Origin of the sequence: Nocardioides lentus (assembly GCF_039529515.1) — a bacterium.
Lineage (GTDB): Bacteria > Actinomycetota > Actinomycetes > Propionibacteriales > Nocardioidaceae > Nocardioides > Nocardioides lentus.
Map to the genome: position 1 here is coordinate 12,992 of NZ_BAAAMY010000007.1, position 21,286 is coordinate 34,277.

General features: G+C 74.8%; 20 protein-coding genes. 9 read left to right on the forward strand and 11 right to left on the reverse strand.

Annotated elements, in window-relative coordinates:
* Positions 1 to 26: 26 nt before the first annotated feature.
* Positions 27 to 1,268: a hypothetical protein gene (locus ABD158_RS14485; protein WP_344008251.1), complete on the forward strand. Its 1,242-nt coding sequence runs from the start codon at positions 27 to 29 to the stop codon at positions 1,266 to 1,268.
* Between the two features lie 11 nt (positions 1,269 to 1,279).
* Here ABD158_RS14485 and ABD158_RS14490 read toward each other — a convergent pair whose 3' ends face one another.
* Positions 1,280 to 2,485, reverse strand: coding sequence for an acyl-CoA dehydrogenase family protein (locus ABD158_RS14490; RefSeq protein ID WP_344008253.1), 1,206 nt, complete (start codon positions 2,483 to 2,485; stop codon positions 1,280 to 1,282).
* 227 nt (positions 2,486 to 2,712) lie between these two features.
* Between ABD158_RS14490 and ABD158_RS14495 the strand changes: the two genes are divergently transcribed.
* Positions 2,713 to 3,603, forward strand: coding sequence for an exonuclease/endonuclease/phosphatase family protein (locus tag ABD158_RS14495; protein WP_344008254.1), 891 nt, complete (start codon positions 2,713 to 2,715; stop codon positions 3,601 to 3,603).
* Here the strand turns inward: ABD158_RS14495 and ABD158_RS14500 are convergent.
* The 9 genes from ABD158_RS14500 to ABD158_RS14540 all read right to left on the reverse strand — a co-directional run bounded on the left by ABD158_RS14500 (position 3,575) and on the right by ABD158_RS14540 (position 14,287).
* The gene (locus ABD158_RS14500; protein WP_344008255.1) at positions 3,575 to 5,851 is read right to left on the reverse strand and encodes a hypothetical protein; all 2,277 of its coding nucleotides are present in this window, start codon (positions 5,849 to 5,851) and stop codon (positions 3,575 to 3,577) included. The genes ABD158_RS14495 and ABD158_RS14500 overlap by 29 nt on opposite strands.
* Positions 5,848 to 6,852 (reverse strand): glycosyltransferase family 2 protein, encoded by a 1,005-nt coding sequence (locus ABD158_RS14505; RefSeq protein ID WP_344008256.1) that lies wholly within the window; start codon positions 6,850 to 6,852, stop codon positions 5,848 to 5,850. The genes ABD158_RS14500 and ABD158_RS14505 overlap by 4 nt, the downstream gene beginning before the upstream one ends.
* A gap of 59 nt (positions 6,853 to 6,911) precedes the next feature.
* Positions 6,912 to 7,859, reverse strand: a complete 948-nt coding sequence (locus ABD158_RS14510; protein ID WP_344008257.1) for a glycosyltransferase family 2 protein — start codon at positions 7,857 to 7,859, stop codon at positions 6,912 to 6,914.
* Position 7,860: 1 nt separating this feature from the next.
* On the reverse strand, positions 7,861 to 8,997 hold the full coding sequence (locus tag ABD158_RS14515; protein ID WP_344008258.1) for a hypothetical protein: 1,137 nt from the start codon (positions 8,995 to 8,997) through the stop codon (positions 7,861 to 7,863).
* Between the two features lies 1 nt (position 8,998).
* Positions 8,999 to 9,205: a hypothetical protein gene (locus tag ABD158_RS14520; RefSeq protein ID WP_344008259.1), complete on the reverse strand. Its 207-nt coding sequence runs from the start codon at positions 9,203 to 9,205 to the stop codon at positions 8,999 to 9,001.
* Positions 9,202 to 10,536, reverse strand: coding sequence for a DUF6752 domain-containing protein (locus tag ABD158_RS14525; RefSeq protein ID WP_344008260.1), 1,335 nt, complete (start codon positions 10,534 to 10,536; stop codon positions 9,202 to 9,204). Before ABD158_RS14525 ends, ABD158_RS14520 begins: the two co-directional genes overlap by 4 nt.
* Entirely contained in the window at positions 10,533 to 12,119 is a 1,587-nt protein-coding gene (locus ABD158_RS14530; RefSeq protein ID WP_344008262.1) for a LicD family protein, read from the reverse strand. Before ABD158_RS14530 ends, ABD158_RS14525 begins: the two co-directional genes overlap by 4 nt.
* Before the next feature lie 198 nt (positions 12,120 to 12,317).
* On the reverse strand, positions 12,318 to 13,751 hold the full coding sequence (locus ABD158_RS14535; RefSeq protein WP_344008263.1) for a phospholipase D-like domain-containing protein: 1,434 nt from the start codon (positions 13,749 to 13,751) through the stop codon (positions 12,318 to 12,320).
* Between the two features lie 62 nt (positions 13,752 to 13,813).
* The gene (locus tag ABD158_RS14540) at positions 13,814 to 14,287 is read right to left on the reverse strand and encodes a hypothetical protein (protein WP_344008264.1); all 474 of its coding nucleotides are present in this window, start codon (positions 14,285 to 14,287) and stop codon (positions 13,814 to 13,816) included.
* Positions 14,288 to 14,503: 216 nt separating this feature from the next.
* On the opposite strand from ABD158_RS14540, the gene ABD158_RS14545 reads away from it, so the two are divergent.
* From ABD158_RS14545 to ABD158_RS14560, 4 genes are read left to right on the forward strand one after another with little or no spacing between them, the layout of a single operon-like run.
* Positions 14,504 to 15,805, forward strand: coding sequence for a magnesium transporter MgtE N-terminal domain-containing protein (locus ABD158_RS14545; RefSeq protein ID WP_344008265.1), 1,302 nt, complete (start codon positions 14,504 to 14,506; stop codon positions 15,803 to 15,805).
* A 1-nt stretch (position 15,806) separates the two neighbouring features.
* Complete coding sequence (locus ABD158_RS14550) at positions 15,807 to 16,415, forward strand: DUF1003 domain-containing protein (RefSeq protein WP_344008266.1); 609 nt, start codon at positions 15,807 to 15,809, stop codon at positions 16,413 to 16,415.
* Between the two features lie 26 nt (positions 16,416 to 16,441).
* Positions 16,442 to 17,596 carry an Mrp/NBP35 family ATP-binding protein gene (locus tag ABD158_RS14555; protein WP_344008268.1) on the forward strand — a complete coding sequence of 385 codons (1,155 nt, stop codon included), beginning with the start codon at positions 16,442 to 16,444 and terminating at the stop codon, positions 17,594 to 17,596.
* Positions 17,597 to 17,599: 3 nt separating this feature from the next.
* The gene (locus tag ABD158_RS14560; RefSeq protein ID WP_344008269.1) at positions 17,600 to 17,932 is read left to right on the forward strand and encodes a sec-independent translocase; all 333 of its coding nucleotides are present in this window, start codon (positions 17,600 to 17,602) and stop codon (positions 17,930 to 17,932) included.
* 12 nt (positions 17,933 to 17,944) lie between these two features.
* Here the strand turns inward: ABD158_RS14560 and ABD158_RS14565 are convergent, their stop codons facing one another.
* Positions 17,945 to 18,505 carry a hypothetical protein gene (locus ABD158_RS14565; protein WP_344008270.1) on the reverse strand — a complete coding sequence of 187 codons (561 nt, stop codon included), beginning with the start codon at positions 18,503 to 18,505 and terminating at the stop codon, positions 17,945 to 17,947.
* A 123-nt stretch (positions 18,506 to 18,628) separates the two neighbouring features.
* Here ABD158_RS14565 and ABD158_RS14570 point away from each other — a divergent pair, with 123 nt between their 5' ends.
* From ABD158_RS14570 to ABD158_RS14580, 3 genes are all read left to right on the forward strand, one after another.
* Positions 18,629 to 19,474: a LysM peptidoglycan-binding domain-containing protein gene (locus ABD158_RS14570; RefSeq protein ID WP_344008271.1), complete on the forward strand. Its 846-nt coding sequence runs from the start codon at positions 18,629 to 18,631 to the stop codon at positions 19,472 to 19,474.
* An 11-nt stretch (positions 19,475 to 19,485) separates the two neighbouring features.
* On the forward strand, positions 19,486 to 20,046 hold the full coding sequence (locus ABD158_RS14575; protein ID WP_344008272.1) for an Rv3235 family protein: 561 nt from the start codon (positions 19,486 to 19,488) through the stop codon (positions 20,044 to 20,046).
* 126 nt (positions 20,047 to 20,172) lie between these two features.
* Positions 20,173 to 21,246: an endonuclease/exonuclease/phosphatase family protein gene (locus ABD158_RS14580; RefSeq protein WP_344008273.1), complete on the forward strand. Its 1,074-nt coding sequence runs from the start codon at positions 20,173 to 20,175 to the stop codon at positions 21,244 to 21,246.
* Positions 21,247 to 21,286 lie beyond the last annotated feature (40 nt).

Sequence of the window (21,286 nt, forward strand, 5' to 3'; positions counted from 1 at the left end):
CGGCCGGGCTGGCATAGTGGCGGCCCGTGACCGACTCCCCAGCGTCCACGTCCCCGGGGCGCCCGCGCGAGCTCCTGCTGCACGTCGGCGCCAGCAAGACGGGCACCTCCGCGCTGCAGGCGGGACTGACCGCGTCGGTCGACGGCCTCGCCGCGCAGGGGGTCGGCCTGCCGCTGCCGGACCGCCGCGCCAACGTCCGACGGCTGCTGCGTCCGCTGGGCTGGGAGACCGCCCGGGGCTTCGTGCACGACGTGGACCCCGACGGTCTCGAGCGCCTCACCCGTCGGCTGCGGTCCGCGCCGGGCGAGCGGCTGGTGGTGTCCTGCGAGGACCTGTGCGAGGCCGACGAGCCGCGGGTGCGCGCGCTGGTGCGGTGCGTCGAGGACGCGGGCCTGCGTCCGACCGTCGTGCTCTCCCTGCGCTCGCTGGCGTCGGTCGTGCCGTCGGAGTGGCAGCAGTTCCTCAAGCACCGCGTCACCCTGGACTACCCGACCTTCCTCGCGCGCGTGCGCGACCACGAGGGTCCGGAGGCCTCCCACTTCTGGCGGCGGCAGGACGCGCCCACGATCCTGCGGCGCTGGGCCGACGTGATCGGCGCCGACCGCGTCCGGGTGCTCGTCGTGTCCGCGCGGGGCGGTGACCCCGACGCCCTCTACCGGGCGTTCGGGCAGCTCGCGGGCTTCGACCCCGCGCCGATCGACTGGCCCGCCGCGGACGTGAACCCCTCCTGGGGCTACGTGGAGGCCGAGGTCTACCGCCGGGTCGGGGTGGCCCTGGGCAACCGACTACGCGACTACGAGCGGGAGTACCACCCCGCCGTCCGAGGTCCCCTGACCAAGGGGGTCCTGCCGCGCGGCGCCAGCGCGCGCATCACCCTGCCCCCCGAGCACCTCGACTGGGTGCGCGAGGAGGCGCTGCGCACGCGCGACGCGGTGCGGGCCGCGGGCTACCGGGTCGACGGCGACCTGGACGCGCTGGTCCCCGCCGACGACGACGCCCGGGCCCTGCCCCCGCTCGAGGAGGCCGCCGTCGCGCAGGCCGCCATCACGACGCTGGCCAACCTGTGCACGTACTCGTTCCGTCGCCGCACCCGGGCCGAGCGGGACGCTGCGGACGCCGGGCCCAGCGGGAACGCCGGGCCCACCCGCACCCCGCCGCCGTCGCAGGAGCCCACCCCGGTCCCCGCGCCGGCCCGGCTGCGCCGGGTCGCGGGCGCCGTACGGCGACGGGCCCGGGCCGCGCTCCCGCGCCCGTCGCGTGGCCGCTGAGCCTCAGGACCTCAGAGCTTGTAGTCCTTGAGGAGGCTGCGCCCGATGATCATCTTCTGGATGTCGGCGGTGCCCTCGCCGATCAGCAGGAACGCCGCCTCGCGGTAGAGGCGCTCGATCTCGTACTCCTTGGAGTACCCGTAGCCGCCGTGGATCCGGAAGGACGCCTCGACGACCTCGTGGCAGTACTCGGCGGCGAGGTACTTCGCCATCCCGGCCTCGACGTCGTTGCGCTCGCCGTTGTCCTTGATCCGCGCCGCCTTGACCATCATCGCGTGGGCGGTCTCGACCTTGGTCGCCATCTCCGCCAGACGGAACAGGATCGCCTGGTGCTGGGCGATCGGCTTGCCGAAGGTCTCGCGCTGCTGGGAGTAGGCGATCCCCAGCTCGAAGGCGCGGTTCGCGACGCCGCAGGCGCGGGCGGCGACGTTGACACGGCCGACCTCGACCCCGTCCATCATCTGGTAGAAGCCCTGGCCGGGCGTGCCGCCGAGGACCTGGTCGGCGCCGATGCGGTGGCCCTCGAAGATGGCCTCGGTCGTGTCGACGCCCTTGTAGCCCATCTTGTCGATCTTGCCGGGGATGGTGACGCCCTGGGCGGTCTCGCCGAAGCCCGGCTCCTTCTCGACCAGGAACGTCGTCATGTTGCGGTAGACCGACTCGGAGCCCTCGTCGGTCTTGACCAGCACCGCGACCAGGTTGGAGGAGCCACCGTTGGTCAGCCACATCTTCTGGCCGGTGATCTCGTAGCCGTCGGAGCCGTCGTCCATCTGCGCCCGCTTGGCCTTGGTGGCGATGGCCGACACGTCCGAGCCGAGACCGGGCTCGGACATCGAGAACGAGCCGCGCACCTCGCCGGTGGCCATCCGCGGCAGGTAGCGCTGCTTCTGCTCGTCCGTGCCGTGGCGCATCAGCATGTAGGCCACGATGAAGTGGGTGTTGATCACCCCGGAGACGCTCATCCAGCCGCGGGCGATCTCCTCGACGACGAGCGCGTAGGTCAGCAGCGACTCGCCGAGCCCGCCGTACTCCTCAGGGATCATCAGCCCGAAGACGCCGAGCTCCTTGAGCTCCTCGACGATCGCGGTGGGGTACTCGTCGGCGTGCTCCAGCTCGGTCGCGACCGGCAGGATCTTCTCGTCGACGAACGTGCGGACGGCCTTGAGGATCTCGCTCTGGTCCTCGGACAGCCCCTCGGTCTGGCACAGACGGGACACGGTGACGCTCCTTCGCATGAGGTGAACGAACACTAACCCCGTGTGCCGGTCGCCGGGACGTGACGATGACCACCCCTCGCCGGATCCGCCCAGGTGTGGCATGGTCCCCTCTACCACTTGCGTCACTTCCGTCAATGCATGAACACGCGCCCCTCCAAGGATTTAACCTCCAGGCACCGCTCGTCCCCAGTCACGAGCCGCTCCCGTCCCCGCGCCGAAGGATCCTCATGACCCTGCCGCCCTCGACCACGCCCCGCACCCGCCGCCGGACGGCGGCCGGTGTCGCCGTCGCCGCCTGCGTCACCGGCCTGTCCGTCCTCGTCGCGCCCGTCGGTCCCGCCGCTGCCGCCGGCCCCGTCGCCGCCGCCGCCCAGGGCCGCGAGCGCCTCGCGACCACCACCGCCCAGGTGACGATGAACAACTCCTTCCCGATGAAGGCGAAGCTGCAGCGCGAGGACATCGCCACCGTCACCGCGATGGCCGACGTGGTGGGCTGGCAGGAGATCGCCAACCCCGCGCAGCAGGACGCGATCCGCGACCAGCAGGGCTGGGCGACGTACTGGCCGGACGGCTTCCGCGACGGCTCCCCGTCGCGGCGCTCCGCCAACCAGAGCCCCATCTCCTACCGCACCGACAAGTGGCAGCGGATCGCCAAGGGCACGCGTCAGACCAGCAACCCGGTCAAGGACGTCGCCGGTGACCGGTGGATCTCGTGGGTGGTGCTGCGCGACCGCCAGACCGGCATCAAGGTCGCCCGCTGGAACCTGCACTTCGTGCCCGGCGCCTGGACCTCGAAGGGCTCCGCCGCCCAGAAGCGGAACCGCGACACCCTGAAGAAGGAGTGGCGCAACCAGCGCCGCGTCACCCTCGAGGTCATCGGGGACCTCGCGACCCGGGCCCACGCGGTCATCGGCGGCGGCGACGTCAACCGGATCCGGTTCCCGTTCCTCGGCGACGCCGTCGTGTACGACGCGACCCCGATGAGCCTGGACCACCTGGTGCACGTCGCCAACCGCCGCACGACCACCACCGGGATGACGCGTCACGACGTCAACTCCGACCACCCCGCCGTGCGGGTGACCTACGACCTCAACCGCTGGCGTCCGCGCGGTCGCTGACCTCCGCACGGCGCCGCTGCCGCCGCGAGAGGACCGCGACCAGCGCGCCGGTCGCCGCGGCCAGCAGCGTGCCGAGGCCCGCGAGGAGCAGACCCACCCGCTGCCCGGGCGGGGTGAAGGCCACCTCGAGGGTGCCCTCGGACCCGGGGGGCAGGTCGACCTCGAGCAGGCCGACCTCGTTGCGGCCGACCGGCACCGGGCGGCCGTCGAGGCTGGCCTCGTAGCCGGGCCAGCCCAGCGTGGCGAACACCAGGGTCCCGCCCTCGGGGGCCCGGAGCTCGACCTCGTCGCGGCGCGGGCCGTCGCTGCGCGCCGCGACGACCGCCACGTCCCCCGGCGCCTGTGCGAGCCGGCTGTCCGGCCAGGGCAGCGGGTCGTCGCGACGCAGCACGACGGCGCGGGAGTCGACGGACCGGTCCCGCGTCCACCCGGCGTCGGTCGTGCGACCGCGGGCGATCTGCGGCTGGGTCACGACGGTCGACAGCTTCAGCTGGTCGGCGAGCGTGGCGCCGTCCTCGCCCACGGGCTGCCAGAGCCGCTCGTAGCCGCAGGCGCGCGCCAGCCCGTCGTAGTTCATGCACAGCGAGCTCGTGAACGTCTCGAGCCCCATGCCGGTGTAGTTGTTGACGGCGTCGACGCCCGCGACGTGGAACATGCTGCCGGCCAGGTAGTCCGACCACTGGGCGCGCAGCCGCTCGTCGCTCCCCCGCTCCTGGACGCCGCGGAGGTCGGCGATCTGCACGACGGTGCCGGGTCCCCAGTCCGCGAAGCGGGCCTGCAGGCCCGCGACGTCGGTCGGCACGTGCCAGACCCGCGAGCTGGCGTTCTCGCCGAAGACGCGCACCTGGAGGGCGGTCGTGGCGCCGGTGCCGAGCACCAGGACGCCGGCCAGCAGCGCCGCGCCCAGCCGGGCCGGGGCCAGCCGGTGGACCGCCAGCGCGACCAGCGCGAGGGCGAGCACGGCGACGGTGCCGAGCCCGACCCGGCGCAGCAGCTCGGGGTCCTCCGAGAGCGCCAGCCAGCCCGACAGGAGCACCAGGCCGGCCGAGGCCGCGCCCCGGAGCAGGACGCGGTCGCGGGCCAGGCCCCGGCTCAGCACGACGGCGAGCACGAGGGACAGGCACAGGAACAGGTACTCGCTGAGCCGCAGGGGCCAGCGGAAGAGCCAGAGCTTGGACGGTCCGACGGTCATCGCGAACCACACGAGGCCGGCGACCCCCACCGCGGTCAGCCCGCCCAGCCGCTCGCGCAGGGCGTCGAGGCGCAACCACGGCAGCAGCGGCACGACGAACCACGCCCAGTACGTCGCGGGCACGGCCATCGGGCCCGTGATGGCCGCGATCGGGGGCACGTGGGTCGGCGACCCGGCGAGCAGCAGGTCCGCGAGGGTCGGTCGCAGCCTGCCGTTGTTCATCACCAGCGCGCCCTCGGCCCGCGCGGCGAGCGAGACGGTCTCGACCAGCGGCAGGTAGACCAGCGGCAGCAGCGCGGCGACGCACGCCCCGACGACCGCCAGGACCGCCAGCCCGCGCCAGCGGCGCAGGACCAGGCCCTCGAGCACGAGGCCGACACCGACGACGACGACCGCGAGCGTGCCGTACGGGTTGCCCTGCAGCACCGCCATGGCGGCCACGAGGAAGCCCCAGAACGGGTTCAGCCGGCCGTGGAGGGTGCGCCGCAGCGCCCACCACATCCACGGCGTCCAGGTGAAGGCCACGAGCCCGTTGGTCCAGGACCCGGCGTCCCAGAAGAGCGTGAAGCCGCTGAAGGGCAGGGCCACGGCGACCGCGGCCGACGCCCACCGCGCCGCGCCGTACTCGCGGGCCAGGACGTAGGTGCCCAGCGCCAGCAGGGCCATCAGGACGACCTTGACCGCCGTCACCGAGACGCGGAGGTCGTCGGCGCCCGAGACCACCAGCCAGATCAGCCAGTTCACCGGGTTGTAGACCCCGAACAGGGTCTCGGCGGCGTAGTTGCCCCCGGCGAACGAGCCGGGGTCGAACAGCGGCAGGAACTCGCCGCGGCGCAGCAGGGTGCCGAGGTACCACCAGGTCGGGGCGAACTGCGCCGCGCTGTCGCCACGCAGGTAGAACTCGGGCTCGAGGACCGCGGGGATCGTCGCGAACGCCGCCGTGGCCAGCACGACGAGCAGCGGCCACAGCCACCGGCCCGCCCGCGAGCCGCCGCTGTCGACGCCCTCCCGGACGACCTCCGGGGCGGGCGCGTCGGCGCGCGTCGGCGCCGTCACTCGGCGGCGCGGCGGGGCTCGCTCGCCGCCGCGTACGCGTCGTGGGCCGGGCCGAGGGGCACGGTCACCGGGTGGTGGCCCAGGCCCTCGCTGGTCTCCCGGACCAGGAAGTGCGGGCGGTGCTTGGTCTCGGAGTAGATCCGACCGAGGTACTCCCCGATCACCCCGAGCAGGATCATCTGCACGCCGCCGAACCCCACCACGGCGCAGATGGTGGTCACGTAGCCCGCCACCGGGTTGCCGTTGACCACGGCGTCGACCAGCACCCACAGGGCGTAGACGAAGGCCACGAGCGCGACGAACGTGCCGAACCAGATGGACAGGCGCAGCGGCTTGGAGTTGAACGACAGGACGCCGTCGATGCCGTAGTCGAGCAGGTCCCGCAGCCGCCACTTGCTGGCGCCCACGTCGCGGGCGACGTTCTCGTAGTCGACGACGGCGACCTTGAAGCCGATCCAGGAGAACAGCCCCTTCGAGAAGCGGTTGACCTCCCCCAGCGACAGCAGCGCCTGGACCGCGACCCGGCTCAGCACCCGGAAGTCGCCCACGCCGTCCTCGAGGTCGACCTCGACCATGCGGTTCATCAGGCCGTAGTAGACGCGGCTGACCGCGCTGCGCCCGGCCGGGTCACCGGCGCGGGTCCGCCGGGCGACCACCTGCTCGTAGCCCTCGTCGAGCAGGGGCAGCATCTCGGCGAGCAGGGCGGGCGGGTGCTGCAGGTCCGCGTCGAGGATCGCGACGGCCTCGCCGCGCGAGTGGCTGAGGCCGGCCAGCATGGCCGCCTCCTTGCCGAAGTTGCGCGACAGGGCGAGGTAGCGGAAGCGGTCGTCGGCCTCGTGGACGGCCCGGATCTCGGCGAGCGTCCCGTCGCGGCTGCCGTCGTCGACGAGGAGGACCTCGAAGGTGTCGACCAGCGCGGGCAGGACCTCCTGCAGGGTCGTCACCAGTCGGGGCAGCACCTCCTGCTCGTTGTAGCAGGGCACCACGATCGACAGCTGCACGGCGCGAGCCTACGGGACCTCGGACGCCGATCCGGGGACCCCGGCCCGACCCCCGCTGCTCAGAGCAGACCGAGGAACCGATCGGCCAGCCGGTGCGCCGGGCGCTGCACCATCGCCTGGACCTGACCGCCCTTGGGCGCGCGCCACACCCCCGGGTCGTCGCCGGGGACCACGAGGGCGTCGAGGTCGGCCCCGGCCGGGGCGCGGAAGGTCTCCGGCGAGGACCGCGCCAGCCGGGCCGCCGCCCGGTCGAGCACCTCGAGCATCTCCTCGGGGCCCTTGCTCCAGCTGGTGCCGGCGGCCCGCCCGTCGGCACGGACCATCGCGCGGCGTCGGTCCGCGACCGCGCGGAGGTGGTCGCGGTCGGCGAACTTCAGGTGGAACAGGTAGAGGTCGGGGTCCACCGCGTACGGCGCGCGCAGTCCGTGGGAGGCGGCCACCCAGTCCGCCGCGACCCACTTCAGCGCGGGCTTGCACATCAGCGGCACGAACGTCGCGTGGCGACGCTGGCCGAGGACGGGCGCGTCCGGGTCGAGCGGCGCCTCGTCGCGGGCGTGGAGGACGTTCAGACCGAGCGCGCCGAGCGCCAGCGCCTCCGGCCGCTCCCGCACGAGGTGGCCCAGGTCGGTCCAGCGGTCGGGGTCGGCGACGACCAGCTCGTCGGCGTCGGCGAACAGCACCGCGTCGTACGCCTCGAGCAGGCCGCGGGCCAGGCCGGAGAGCACACCCATCCGGGTCCGCTCGAACGGCCGGGTGATCGGCGGCAGCCGGAGCACCGGGCAGGGCAGGTCGTCGGTCGAGCCGTCCGTCGTGCCGTCGTCGACGACCACGAGGTGCTCCGCGCCGACATGACGGGCGTAGTGCTCCACCCAGCGGCGCAGCATCGGGCCCTCGTCACGCGCCATCGTGAGGACGGCGAGCGGCGCGGAGGCGGGCTCGGGCCGCCGGGAGGGGACCTCCGGGGCCGGCCCGGGACGGTCGCCGACGAGGCGTGAGAGTCCGCGCACCTCAGTCCTCCGTCCCCGCGGCGAGCGGGCCGGGGCCCGCGGCGCCCCGCAGCCGCGCGAGCTCCGCGTCGCGGCGGCGGACCTTGCGGCGCAGGGCCTTGACGTCGCGGCGCAGCTCCTTGATGTCGCGGCGCTGGGAGCAGGCGAGGTCCACCAGGTGGGCGAGACCGTCGGTGGCGGCGTCGAGGCGGCCGGCCACGTCGAGGTCGGCGAAGGCCACCCCCGGCACCGGCCTCGGCTCGAGGTCGGCGAGGTCGCCCACCACGTGGGGGTCGAGGTCCCGCAACCGCCGGACCTGACGCTGCGCACGCTCCCGCAGCCAGGCCTCGTCGAAGCCGACCTTGGGCTCGTCCCGGCCCGACAGCGCGGTCTTCGCGAGGCCGTACTTGACGACCACGTCGTACTCGTGGCGGGTGAGCCGGTCGCCGAGCCGTCGGTTCAGGTCGCGCAGCACCATCGCCGACGCCGTGCCGATGGAGGCGTTGCGCGGTCCCTCGACCTCGCAGACCCCGGCGGGGAGCCCCGTCGCCTCGGTGAACCGGTCCCAGAGCTCGCCCGGGGGGCTGCCCGGGGGCGGCACGGTGACCAGCGTGAACCGGTCGCGGCCCACGGCCTCGGTCCAGCGTCGGACCGTCTCGGCCACGCCCTGCTGGCGCCAGAAGGACCGGCCGGGCTTGGAGACCTGCTTCGGGAAGGCGCGCACGGCCTCGACGTACTCCGGCCAGGAGTGCTGACCGCCGTTCTGGACCGACTCCTGCCACATCGCGGGCAGCTGCCGCGGCAGGTCGCGGGCCGTGACGACGACCCGCACGTCGGTGTCGCCGAACGCGTCGAGGACGAGGCGGATCTTGTCGGCGTTGCGAGGACCGAGGAACTCCATCGAGACCACCGCGTCGCCGTCCCAGGCGTGGACCTCGTCGACCAGGCGACGCCACGGACCGTCGTCGGCGAACGGCTCCTGCCCCTCCGAGCCGTGCTCGATCAGCTCGAGGACGGCGCCCACCTGGTCCCACCAGGTCCGCCCGGGCCAGAGCACGCCGTGGTCGCGCAGGCGCTCGGCGTTGGTGGTGAGGACGTGCTGGACGAAGCTCGTCCCCGACTTCATGGCCCCGACGTGGAGCACGAGCCTGCGGGCCACCTCATCGCCTCCCGGCGGTACGGCGGTCGACGACCGCGAGGACGGTGCGCTCGAGGTCGGCGAGGCCCACCTCGAGCTGCGCGGAGAGGTGCACCTCGTCCGCGACGGACTCGGCGGCCGACTCCACGCGCTCGGCCACCCGGTCGAGGGCGGCCCAGCCGGCCTCCTCGCGCAGGCGGTCCCAGCGGGCCGACCGGGGACCGCTCACGTGGTCGTCCGCCGGTACTGCTCCGCCAGCCGCTGCTGCTCGGCGGGGTCGGCCTCCTCCAGCGGGAGCAGGAGCTCGCCGACGAGGTCGGTGAGCATCGCGAGACGCTGCTGGAGTCGGCGACGGTCGTCGAGGGCGCGCTCGAGCTCGTCGACACGGGCGTGCAGCTCGTCGGCGCGGGCGGCGACGGCGCGGCTGCTGGCCCCGGTGACGACCGAGCGCAGTCCCCGCAGGCCACGGCCCTCCTCCGCACCGGCTCCCGCCGGGGCGGACCCAGAGCCGGCGGCGGGGGCAGCGGCGGGGGCAGCGGCGGCGGCCGCGACGCTGTCGTTGCGGGTCTCGCGCAGCAGTGCGGCGAGGGCGCGGACCGCGGTCTGCGCCACCTCGGCGTCGCTGACCTCCCGCGGCGAGCGGCCCCGGCCGGCGACGGGCTCCAGGTCGGCGAGGTCGCCGTGGACGACCCACCCGGCCGCGACGACGGCGCGCCGGCAGGCCTCGTAGCGCTCGCGGGCGCCTGCGAGCTGGGCGTCGCCGAGCGCCAGGGGCTCCTGCCCCAACGGGGCCAGCACCCGGTTGGCGAGCAGGTCGCGCGACCACACCGCCCGCTCGCGCGGGGTGCGCAGGAAGTCGCGTAGGTGGGGGTTGGTGCGGCGCAGCACCTCGGCGGACACGACGTCGAGGCTCTCGTTGGCGCGCACGGGCGCCGGGTCCGTGACGAGGCCCTCGAGGCCCGCGGCGTCGGCGAAGCGGCGCCACAGCTCCCCCGGCTCGCCGTCGCGCGGGACCGTGACGACGTGCACGCGGTCGGCGGGCAGCGTGGCCCCCCACCGCTGCGCGACCGACGAGGGGTCGAGGGTGCGCCAGCCCCACTCGGAGTCGACGACGTCGTCGTCGGGCGGCGTGAACCGCTCGAGCGGCTGGGAGACGCCGAACTTCAGGCGCTCCTGCCACGCGGAGCTCAGCGAGCGGCCGAGGTCGCGGGCGGTGACGACCACGTCCACCCGGCGCGGGGCCAGGTCCTCGAGGGCGCGCCGGACCGCGTCCGCCTCCAGGTTGCTGAACAGCTCGTAGCTGACGACCGCCATCTCGCCGGACCAGCCGGCGACCTCGTCGACGAGGCGGTCCCAGGCGCGGTGCGCGCGCGGCGGGAGCCCGTCGAGGCGCGCGTCGCCGCGCAGCACCATGGCGGCGTGCACGAGGTCCACCTGCTCGCGCCCGGCGACCAGCACGCCGGCCCCCGCGAGGGTCTCGGCGTGCTCACGGAGCACCGCCTGGAGGTAGGTCGTGCCGGACTTCGGGCCGCCCACGTGGAGCACCACACGCTCGGTCAACGCTTCTCCTGACGGGGGCTGGACGGCTGGGGCCAGTCCGCGACCATACGCCACCGGACACCGCCGCGGACCTGGCACTCGTCGGTGCCGACGAGCACCTCCTCCACGACCCGGCCACCGGCGCGCGCGACCGCCTCCCGCACCTCGGCGCGGGTCGCCGGGAAGCGCCAGGTGCCGTCGCGGCCCTCCTCGCCGACGCCCGTGGACTCGTCGAGCTCCAGCAGCAGGCCCGCCGAGCGGCGCCCCAGCATCCGCACCAGCGCCCAGAAGCCGTCGCGCTCCTCGGGCCGCAGCGCCTCGAGGGTGCCGCGGGCCACGACCACCCGGCGCTCCTCGCCGCGGCGGGCGACCTCGGCGCCCCACGCGAGGCAGTCGCGCAGGTCGTACAGGTTGACCACCGACCACGCCAGCATCGACCGGGGGATCTGGCCCCGCACGCGGATGACGGCACGGCCGGCCTGCCGGGCGTAGTCGAGGCCCGCGACGGGCAGCCCGGCGCGGGCGTAGGCCACGGCGTCGTCGCCGCGCCCGATGCCCAGCTCGACGACCAGGGTGCCCTCCGCGACGCGCTGGCGGACCCAGCGCGAGAAGTCGGAGGCGCTGCCGGAGCGGCCGGCGCTCTCCCAGTGCACCTCCCAGTCGCGGCGCCGGCGCATCGCGTTGCCGAACCAGCCGTCGAAGCGGCTCCGCACGGCGTACGACGGCTTGTGCTCGAAGCTCGGGTCGGGGTGGCGCCACCCGGGCCCGTAGGAGACCTCGAGCAGCGCGGACGGGTCGGCCGGCGCCGGCAGCTCGAGTCCCTCGAACGTCATCGTCGTCAGCGGGAGCACGGCCTCGCGCGGCAGCGGGGCACGCGCGCTGGCCGTCTCGTAGAGCAGGTCGTGCAGGTGGAAGCAGGTGTAGACGTCGATGCTGACGTCGGAGCCGTCGGGGGCGTCGTAGCGCACCGTCAGGAAGCTGCCGGTCTTGTTGACCACCCACAGGCCGGCCCGCGAGAGCGCCCGACGCAGGGCGTACAGCTGGGCGTGCAGGCGGTACGGCGTGTCGTCGTCGGCCAGGAACGCGAGGTCGATGTCGGAGTCGTGCGGGATCACCGACCCGCTGCGCGCCGCGCCCAGCAGCGTGCCGAACGCGATCCACAGCTCGATGCCGCACTCGTCGCGGGCGATCGCGCACAGCTCGAGCGCCCGCTCGGCGAGGAACCGCGGCACGTCGGCGCCGCGGGTGTCGAAGGGCTGCTGGGCGAGGCCCCACTTGTCGATGACGACCGGGTGGCCCTCGCCGTCGCTGAAGTCGACGCGGCCCTCGCCGGAGCCGAAGGCGACCTCCCCGAGGTCGACCTCCTCCTCGCCCCGGTGCAGGGTCACGTGGCTGACGCCGTCGAGGAAGGTGCTGGTGACCCCGACCCAGGCCGCCTCCGCCACGTCGTCGTCGCCCTCGGGCGCGGTGGTCAGCGAGAGCACGACGCGCCCGTCGAAGGCCACCCGCCAGGGGCCGGCGTGCTCGACGGGCACGCGCAGCCCGGCGTCGTCGACCGCGAACCGCGCGTCCTGCGCGGTCGGACGCGCCGGCGTGCTGCTCACGGGTGACACCTGCTCGGGCTCGGATGCGGGGGACGACGGGCGGTCAGGCTACTCCCCGCCGGGCCCCGCCGCCGGGAGCCACGCGCCGCGCGGGCCCGACCGGTCGGGGACGCCGGACGGCCCCCGGCCGGGCCCGCGAGGAGTCGCGGGCCGGCACGGGGGCCGTCGGGTGGAGCGGACGCGCGGGGCGCCGGTGCCTCAGTTGATCTCGACGTACTTGTACGGGTCGATGCCGAGGCGACGCGCGTTCGGGTCCTGCGGCGTGTACGACGCGCTGGCCTTGTTGAACACGTTGTCGACGAAGTTGCTGTAGCGGCGCTCGTAGCCGGCGTTGTCCATGTCGAAGCCGACCTCGTCGGACTGCTTGGACATCTGCGTCCAGTTCTCCGAGCCGGTCCGCACGATGTGGGCGTTCCGCTTGTTGCCGAAGTGCCCGCTGATCGTGGTGATCTTGGTGTGCAGGTACTTGTCGTAGTAGCCGTCGCCGTTGGTGTCGCGCACCAGCTGGCGGGTGGGCACGCGGGTCGCGCCGCCGCTGCCGAGCATCTCGCGGATCTCGCGGTCCATGAGCGTGTAGACGACCTTCACCTTGCAGCCGTTGCCCTGCAGCGCCTTGAGCTTGCGCGCGATGGCGCGGCCGCGCTCGTCGGAGAAGACGGTCTGCGCGATGCGCACCGCGGTCCGGCCGTTGATGCCCGTGCCGCCCGTGGCGCCGCGGCACTTCACCTTGTCGAGCAGGTTCAGCACCCGGTCACGCCCCTGGGCGGGGTTCGCCCACATGGCCTTGATCCAGGTCGGGGACGCCGGCTTCTGGGTCTTGTAGGGGTTCTTGCGCACCTTGTCGGGCGCCATCTCGGTGAAGAGTCGACCGAAGAAGTTGAAGACCTTCGGGCGGCCGACCACCGTGAAGGTGTCGTTCCACTGGTTGCTGCCCGCGGCCGAGGTGATGTTGGCCGAGCTCACCGAGACGATGTTGCGGGCGTTCGCGCGGCGTCCGGTCTTGGTCACCGTCATGAACTTCGCGTGGTTGATCCCGGTGCGACCACGGCAGGAGGCGTTGCAGCCGCGGATCCAGCTGCGCATGCCCGCCTTGCGCTTGTTGTTGCCCGAGCCGGCGAAGCCACGGCGCAGCCGGTAGAAGCTGCCCGTCTCGGGGTTCTGGCGCGAGGCGACCCCGCCCGACATCAGGATCTGGAAGCTGACGCCGCGGCGGTGGGCGGCCAGCGCGTTGCGGACGAACCAGCTCGAGTCGATGTTCCACTCCGACAGACGGATCTTCTGCCCGCCGGGGGTCGACTTGATGATGTCGATGGTCTGCTGGTTGAGCACCTGGCGGCGCTGGTTGTTGCCGAGCGGGTCGTTGATCAGCACCCCGGTGCGCGCGCGGTAGGGGTTGCGCGGGCTCACGCCGCGCGCCTGGCGTGCGTCGCCGCCGTCGCGGGTGGTCGCGCCGCCGGTGACGGAGAAGGACTTCTTCTGCCCGTCGCCCTCGGCGGTGGGGTCGGCCTTCAGGGCCGACACGGCGCTGGCGCCCGGGGTGGCGGCGCCGGCGGCCGGCACGGCGGCCAGCCCGCCCGCGAGGGCCACGGCGACCGCCGCGGCGGCGATCCTGGTACGTCGTCGGATGGACATCGTTCTCCCTACTGCGGCGTGGTGCCGCGGCTCGGATCGGTGACCGTCCGGATCTCGCCCGGTCACGCGGAGCACAGTCGGTACGCCTTCGCGTACGCCTGGTCGTCGGCCAGCGACTGGCCGGCGTCGTTGACGACGTTGCCGACGACGCCGTGGAAGCGGTCGTCGAAGGTCGTCATGGTCCCGCCGAAGGAGCACCGGATGAGGTCCGCGACGACGGCGTCGTCGCCGTCCACGCACCCCTCGTAGTCCTCCGGGATCGTGCCACCGGCGCGCCACACGTCGTCGCACGCCGGCCAGTCCTCGAGGTCGGCCGCGGTCGCGCGGCGCACCTCGTTGCGCGGGTCGCCGGGCACGAAGCCGTCGGCGGTCGGTCGCGGGCTCGGGGAGCCGGCGGCGGAGGCGTCCGCGCCGGGCTCGTCGGAGCCCTGGTCGCCGCCCTGCTGCCCGCAGCCGGTCGCGACGAGCAGGGCTGCGCAGAGGAGTGCGGCGGCACGCGTGGTGCTGCGCGTGGTCCGGTGCGTGGTCCTGCGCATGTGCCTCACCCCCGAGCAGGTCGTCCTTCCGCGGCGGCGACCCCCACCGCCGGCACCGCCGGTGGGCGGTGACGCCCGAAGGGCGCCGGGTGACCCTAACCCCGGCCCCGGACAGAACCAAGCCGCCGCACCGCGGCCGTGCCCACCGTCGCGCGGCCCGTGGCGGCCTCCTCCGAGCGGCCCGACGGGGTCCGGGGACCGGTAGTTTGGCTCCTCGTGAGCATCACCCCCTCCCGCGTGTACGTCGCCCGCCTGGTCGGCCTGCCCGTCTTCGACCCCCAGGGGGACCAGGTGGGCAAGGTGCGCGACGTCGTCGTCGGCCTGCGCACGCAGCAGTCGCAGCCCCGGGTGCTCGGGCTGGTCGCCGAGGTCTTCGGACGCCGGCGGATCTTCGTGCCGATGACCCGCGTGACCAACGTGGACTCCAGCCACGTCTACACGACCGGGCTGCTCAACCTGCGCCGCTTCGAGCAGCGGGCCAACGAGACGCTGGTCATCGCCCAGGTGCTCGACCGCACGGTCACCATCCGCGAGTCGGGCGTGCGGGGCGCCGTCTACGACGTGGCGATGGAGCAGGCCCGCAACCGCGACTGGATCGTCAGCCGCGTGGCCGTCGTGGAGCCCGGGCGCGGGCTGCGGCGCCGCGGCCAGTCCCACGTGCTGGAGTGGAGCGAGGTCGAGGGCCTCGTCGACATCGAGGAGTCCCAGGGGGCGTCCCACCTGGTGGCGGCCATCCACGAGATGCGGCCCGCCGACGCGGCCGCGATGCTCCACGACCTCCCTGTGGAGCGCCGCAGCGCCGTGGTCGCGGCCCTCGACGACGAGCGCCTCGCCGACGTCCTCGAGGAGCTGCCCGAGGAGGACCAGGTCGACATCCTCGAGCGCCTGGACAACGAGCGCGCGGCCGACGTGCTGGAGGAGATGTCGGCCGACGACGCCGCGGACCTGATCGCCGAGCTGCCGCCCGACACCGGGGCGCTGCTCCTGGAGCTGATGGAGCCGGAGGAGGCGGAGGACGTCCGTCGGCTGATGTCCTACGAGGAGGAGACGGCGGGAGCGATGATGACCCCGGAGCCGGTCATCCTCGGGCCGGACGCCACCGTCGCGGACGCCCTGGCCCACGTCCGTCGGCCCGAGCTGACGCCGTCGCTGGCCGCCCTGGTCTACGTCTGCCGCCAGCCGCTGGAGACGCCGACGGGCCGCCTGCTCGGCGTCGCCCACATCCAGCGGCTGCTGCGCGAGCCCCCCTCCAGCCTGGTCGCGGGCGCCCTAGACTCCTCGATGGACAACCTGCGGGCCGAGGCCCGGATCGGCGAGGTCGCCGCGCACCTCGCGACCTACAACCTCGTGGCCGCCCCGGTGGTCGACGAGGAGGGCCGTCTCCTGGGCGCCGTCACCGTCGACGACCTCCTCGACCACATGCTCCCGGCCAACTGGCGCGACGACGCCCCGCGGCCCGAGGTGCCGGCCCGGGAGCCGGCGCCGGGGGCGCCGGGCTCCGCGGCGGGGAGGCCCTGACGTGGCCGACGCCCCCCGCGAGCGCACCCGACGCCTCGAGCAGGTCCGGCCCGACGGTCCCCGGCTCGACACCCCGCAGGGCACCCGCCGCCGGCTCGGCGTGCGCCGCAGCCTCGACAGCGACACCTTCGGTGTGTTCGCCGAGCAGTTCGCCCGCTTCATGGGCACCGCGCAGTTCCTGATCTACATGACCCTCGTGGTCGTCGTGTGGATCCTGTGGAACCGCTTCGCCCCCGACGCCCTCGCCTACGACGCCTACCCGTTCATCTTCCTCACCCTGATCCTCAGCCTCCAGGCGTCGTACGCCGCCCCGCTGATCCTGCTGGCCCAGAACCGTCAGGAGATGCGCGACAAGGTGATCGCCGAGCAGGACCGGCAGGCCAACGCGCGCGCGCACGCCGACATGGAGTTCCTGGCCCGCGAGGTGGCGTCGCTGCGGATGGCGGTCGGCGAGGTGGCGACCCGCGACTTCGTGCGGTCCGAGCTCCGGTCCCTGCTGGCCGAGCTGGACCGGGACGCCGACGGGACCGGCGTCGCGGGCGGACCGGGCGCTCCGGGGGCGTCGGGCGGGCCCGGCGGCTCGTCGGGCGCCACCGACCGGTCCCGCTGACGGGGCGTCGCCTACGCTGGGGAGTCATGAGCGTCCCCACCGTCGAGCGGGTCACCGAGGCCCTCGCGAGCGTCAACGACCCCGAGATCAAGCGCCCCATCACCGAGCTCGGGATGGTCGACGCCGTCGAGGTCGCCGAGGACGGCGCGGTGGTGGTCCACGTGCTCCTGACCGTCGCCGGCTGCCCGCTGAAGGACACGATCAACCGCGACGTCACGGCCGCCGTGACCGCCCTCGACGGGGTCACCGGCGTACGCGTGGACCTCGGCGTCATGGACGCCGACCAGCGCGGCCGGCTGAAGGAGACCCTCGCTGGCGGGCAGGCGCAGCGGGAGATCCCGTTCGCGCAGCCCGGCTCGCTGACCCGCGTCATCGCGGTCGCGAGCGGCAAGGGCGGCGTCGGCAAGTCGTCGGTCACCGTCAACCTCGCGCTCGCCATGGCCCGCGACGGGCTGCGGGTCGGCATCGTGGACGCCGACATCTACGGCCACTCGGTGCCGGCGATGCTCGGGGTGGCCGACCACCGGCCCACGCAGGTCGACGACCTGATCATGCCCGTGCCCACGGCCTCCGGCGTCTCGGTCATCTCCATCGGGATGCTCAAGCCGCGCCGCGACCAGGTGGTCGCGTGGCGCGGCCCGATGCTCGACCGGGCCCTCGTGCAGATGCTCGCCGACGTCTACTGGGGCGACCTCGACGTGCTGCTCCTCGACCTGCCGCCCGGCACCGGCGACATCGCGATCTCGCTCGGCCAGCACCTGCCCAACGCGGAGGTCCTCGTCGTCACCACGCCGCAGGAGGCGGCCGCCGAGGTCGCCGAGCGGGCCGGGACGATGGCCTCGATGATGCACCAGCGCGTCGTCGGGGTCGTGGAGAACATGAGCTGGCTCGCGTGCCCGCACTGCGGACCCGAGCACCGGCTCGACGTGTTCGGCAGCGGCGGCGGGGAGCGGGTGGCGTCGACGCTCTCGGAGCGCTTCGGCTACGAGGTCCGCCTCAGCGGCTCGATCCCCCTCGACCCCTCGCTGCGCGAGGGCGGCGACGTGGGCAAGCCCATCGTCGAGGCCGACCCCACCGCACCGGCCGCCCTCGAGCTCTCGCGGGTCGCGACCGAGCTCGTCGGGCGCGGCCGCGGGCTCGCGGGGATGCAGCTCGGGCTCACGCCGACCGGCCGGGCCTGAGGGATGTTCGGGATCGGCCTCGCGGAGGCCGCGGTCATCGCCCTGGTGGCCGTGCTCGTCTTCGGGCCCGAGAAGATCCCCGAGGTGGCCCGGCAGGCGGGGCAGATGCTCCGCAAGCTCCGTCAGCTCGCCAACTCGGCGCGCGACGACCTGCGCACCGAGCTCGGCCCCGAGTACGCCGACCTGGAGCTGCGCGACCTCGACCCCCGCGCGATCGTGCGCAAGCACGTCATCGACGCGATGAACGAGCCCGACGAGGCACCGCGCGCGACCCGCATGCGCGCCCGGGCGCTCGTGCCCGGCGAGGTCCCGCCGTACGACGTCGAGGCGACCTGAGCCGAGCGCCCCTCAGCGGTCGGGGTCCGGGCTCTGCACCGCCGCGAGCCCGTCCAGCGTGACCAGCACCAGGCGCCCCTCCCCCGCGACGACCTCGCCCTCGAGCACCTCGACGAAGTCGGCGCCGACGCGCACGAGCCGCTCGGCCTCGTGACGTCGGCCGTCCCGCAGGTGCAGCAGGCACCGCGCGCCCTCGTCGGCGATGCGCCGCAGCACGCTGCCGATCCCCAGCCGCTGCAGCGGTGACCACGCCGCCACGGGCACCGCGCGCTCCGAGGCCCCGACCAGCCGTGTGACGGCGGCCGTGCGCACCACCCAGTCCTGACGGGGCGAGCGCAGCAGGAACCAGCCGTCGCCCACCCGGGCCAGCTCGCCCCGCACCTGGCCGACGCCACGCACGTCGACCTCGAGCGGTCGGCCGACGGACGCCGTGACCCGGGCCGCCAGCGTCACCTCGCGGTACTCCGCCCGGCTGCGGTCGTCGAGGTCGACCCGGCGCTCGGCGTCCCACGCCGCCTCCGCCTGCGCCTCGAGGTCCTCCAGGAACGCGAACAGCTCCCGCTCACCGGCCACGCGTCCATCCTCCCCCCTCGTCGCGCGGCGAGTCTCCGCGACTGTGGACGAACGATTGACCTCGACTCCGAGCAGACGTCTAATGACGCAAACAAACGCAAACGAAAGGTTCGGTCCACGACCATGGCCCACCGTCCTCGCGAGGCCGTCCGTGACGCCCCGGCGTCCGCGCTGCGGTGCCTCCTCGTGTGGCTGACGTGCGGCGCGGCCGCGGCGGGCGCCGCCCGCGCGCTCGGCCACGACCTCGCGGCCGCCGCCGCCACCGTCGGGGACGGGCGACTGGGCACCGTGCCGCTCGAGGTGCTCCTGTCCTGGACCGCGTCGGTGGCCGCGCTGGTCGCCCTGGCCTGGGGGTGGCTCGTCACCGGGCTCGTGGCGCTGGGCGCCGCCCGGGGCCGTCGGTCCCGCGTCCGCGGCTGCCCGGAGGCGCTGCGCCGCCTGGTGCTCGGCGCCTGCGGCGCAGGCGTGGCCGTGGGCGTGCTGGGTGGCCTGGTCGGCCCCGCGGTCGCGGACAGCCCGCCCGCCCCCGTGCCGCTCGGCGGGGTGCTCTCGGACGGTGACCCCGGGTCGGTCCCCGCCGGGCCCGTGGCCCGCCCGGACCTGGACGGCCTGCCGCTGCCCGACCGGTCGCCGGGCCCGGGACACCGCGCGTCCGACGACCGCCCGGGGCCACCGGACCGTCCGGCCGAGCCCGCCCCGCCGGGAGCCGGTCCCCCTGCTCCGCCGGGAGGCTCGTGGCACCGGGTGGCCCCCGGTGACTCGCTCTGGGCGATCGCGGAGTCCGACCTCCGTGCGGCCGGCCTCCCCGCCCACGACGCGGCGGTCGACCGCCGCTGGCACGCCGTGCACGCCGCGAACCGCGACCGTCTCGACGATCCCGACCTGATCCACCCCGGCCAGCGCCTGCGTCTGCCCGGGCCAGCACCGACCGACCCGCCCGACCACCACCCCGGGGCCCCGCGCCCGTGAGGAGAGATCCGATGACCGTCCTGGCACCCGCGACGACCGTCCCCGCACCCCCCGTCCCCGACACCGGCGTGGGACCGGCCGGCGTGCCCCCGAGAAGCGTGCCCCCGACCAGCGTGCAGGGCACGCTCGCCCTCGACCTCGGGCCGCGGCTGGAGCCGCCGCAGCCACCGCCGGCCGCGGAGCGGCCGGGCGCCGACGTCGTCCCGATCGACCGGCAGCGTCGACGCGAGCTGGAGTCGTGGTCCTGGCGCTACGCCCAGTCCGTGGTGGAGGTCGTCGCCGGCGACCGACCCGTGAGCCAGCTGCTGCGCTGGACCTCGCCGTCGGTCTACGCCGACCTCGCGCGGCGGGCCCACCTCGTCGGCCGCGCCGGGGGGCACGTCCCCGGCCAGGGCCGCGCGCGCCGACCTGCGGTGCGCGCCCAGGTGCTCGGCGTGCGGACCAGCTTCGTCGCCCGCGACGCCGCCGAGGCGAGCATCCACGTCCGCCACGGCCGACGCTCCCGGGCCATCGCGGCCCGGTTCGAGGTCACCGGGGACCGGTGGCAGTGCGTCGCGCTGGAGTTCGCCTGAGCGACCTGCCGACGCTCGCGCGGCCGACCCGCGCCGGACGCGTCGGGCGCTGCGGGGCCCGTCGCGCAGCCCGTCGTACGATGCACGGCGGGCCCAGCCGGGCCGGGAGTCGACAGGGAGGGCCGCATGGACCGCCGACGCCTGGAGAACGTCCTGGCCCCCGTCGCGATCGTCGCCGTGATCGCCGTGGTGCTCGCCCTGGTGCTGCTGCGCCCCGGGCCCGACGAGCGGGCCACCGACGCCGGCGCGGACGGGGCCGACGGCGGGGCGCCCGGTGCGACCTCCGACCCCTCCACCGGTCCGACCCCGACCCCCTCGGCCACGCCGACCGGGCCGGCGTCCCGTCCCCCGCGCGAGCGTCGGGGCGGCGGTGAGCGGGCCCTGCCCCGGCTGCGCCCCCTGGCCTCCCGCCTGCCCGAGATCGCCTGCACCGAGGCGCCGCCACGCACCGTGACCGTCGACGTCGTCACCTACAACATCAAGGCCGGCCGGGACTCGCCGCGCGGGCTGGGCTCGATCGCCGCCGAGCTGGCGTCGTGGGACCCCGACGTCGTGCTGATGCAGGAGGTCGACCGGTTCCGCAGCCGCACCGGGCGCGTCGACCAGCCCGCCTCCCTCGCCGCGGCGCTCGGCCCGTCGTGGTCCTGGACCTTCGGCGCCAACGTGAGCGAGCGGCCCGGGGCGGCCTCGGGCACGGCGATCCTCTCCCGGTTCCCGATCCTCGCGGACCTCAACACCGCCCTCCCAAACGAGCGCGGGGGCCAGCCGCGGGGCGTGCTGAGCGCGCGCCTGCGCATCGGCGGCACCGAGGTCACCGTGCACAACACCCACCTCGAGCCGCGGCGCCCCTACGCCCCGCTGCGGGTGCGCCAGATGAGCGCCGTGATCCGGGCCGTCGACGCCGACGAGGGGCCCGCGATCCTCGGGGGTGACTTCAACTCCGGCCCGGGGACCGACCCGCTGCGGGTGGCGACCGGCGGCCGCCTGGCGGACTCGTGGTCCCTCGTGGGGCGCGGTGCCGGCAACACGGTCCCGGCCGGCAACGCCCAGGCCCGCATCGACTTCCTGCTCGGCTCGGCGGAGTTCGTGCCCGTCGCCTCGCAGGTGCTCGTCGGCACCTCCGACCACCGGGCGGTCCGCACCACCTACGAGATCGAGACCGGGGGGGACGCGTGCATCCCCCCCGGCTCGGTCAGCTGAGCCCGGTCGACCCAGCCGCCCGGTCGGCGGACCGGTCGAC

Coding starts and splice junctions, on each gene's coding strand:
- ABD158_RS14495 (WP_344008254.1), top strand. CDS start 2,713: ATGACCCTGCCGCCCTCGACCACGCCCCGCACCCGCCGCCGGACGGCG.
- ABD158_RS14535 (WP_344008263.1), bottom strand. CDS start 13,751: ATGTCCATCCGACGACGTACCAGGATCGCCGCCGCGGCGGTCGCCGTG.
- ABD158_RS14540 (WP_344008264.1), bottom strand. CDS start 14,287: ATGCGCAGGACCACGCACCGGACCACGCGCAGCACCACGCGTGCCGCC.
- ABD158_RS14555 (WP_344008268.1), top strand. CDS start 16,442: ATGAGCGTCCCCACCGTCGAGCGGGTCACCGAGGCCCTCGCGAGCGTC.
- ABD158_RS14560 (WP_344008269.1), top strand. CDS start 17,600: ATGTTCGGGATCGGCCTCGCGGAGGCCGCGGTCATCGCCCTGGTGGCC.
- ABD158_RS14570 (WP_344008271.1), top strand. CDS start 18,629: ATGGCCCACCGTCCTCGCGAGGCCGTCCGTGACGCCCCGGCGTCCGCG.
- ABD158_RS14575 (WP_344008272.1), top strand. CDS start 19,486: ATGACCGTCCTGGCACCCGCGACGACCGTCCCCGCACCCCCCGTCCCC.
- ABD158_RS14580 (WP_344008273.1), top strand. CDS start 20,173: ATGGACCGCCGACGCCTGGAGAACGTCCTGGCCCCCGTCGCGATCGTC.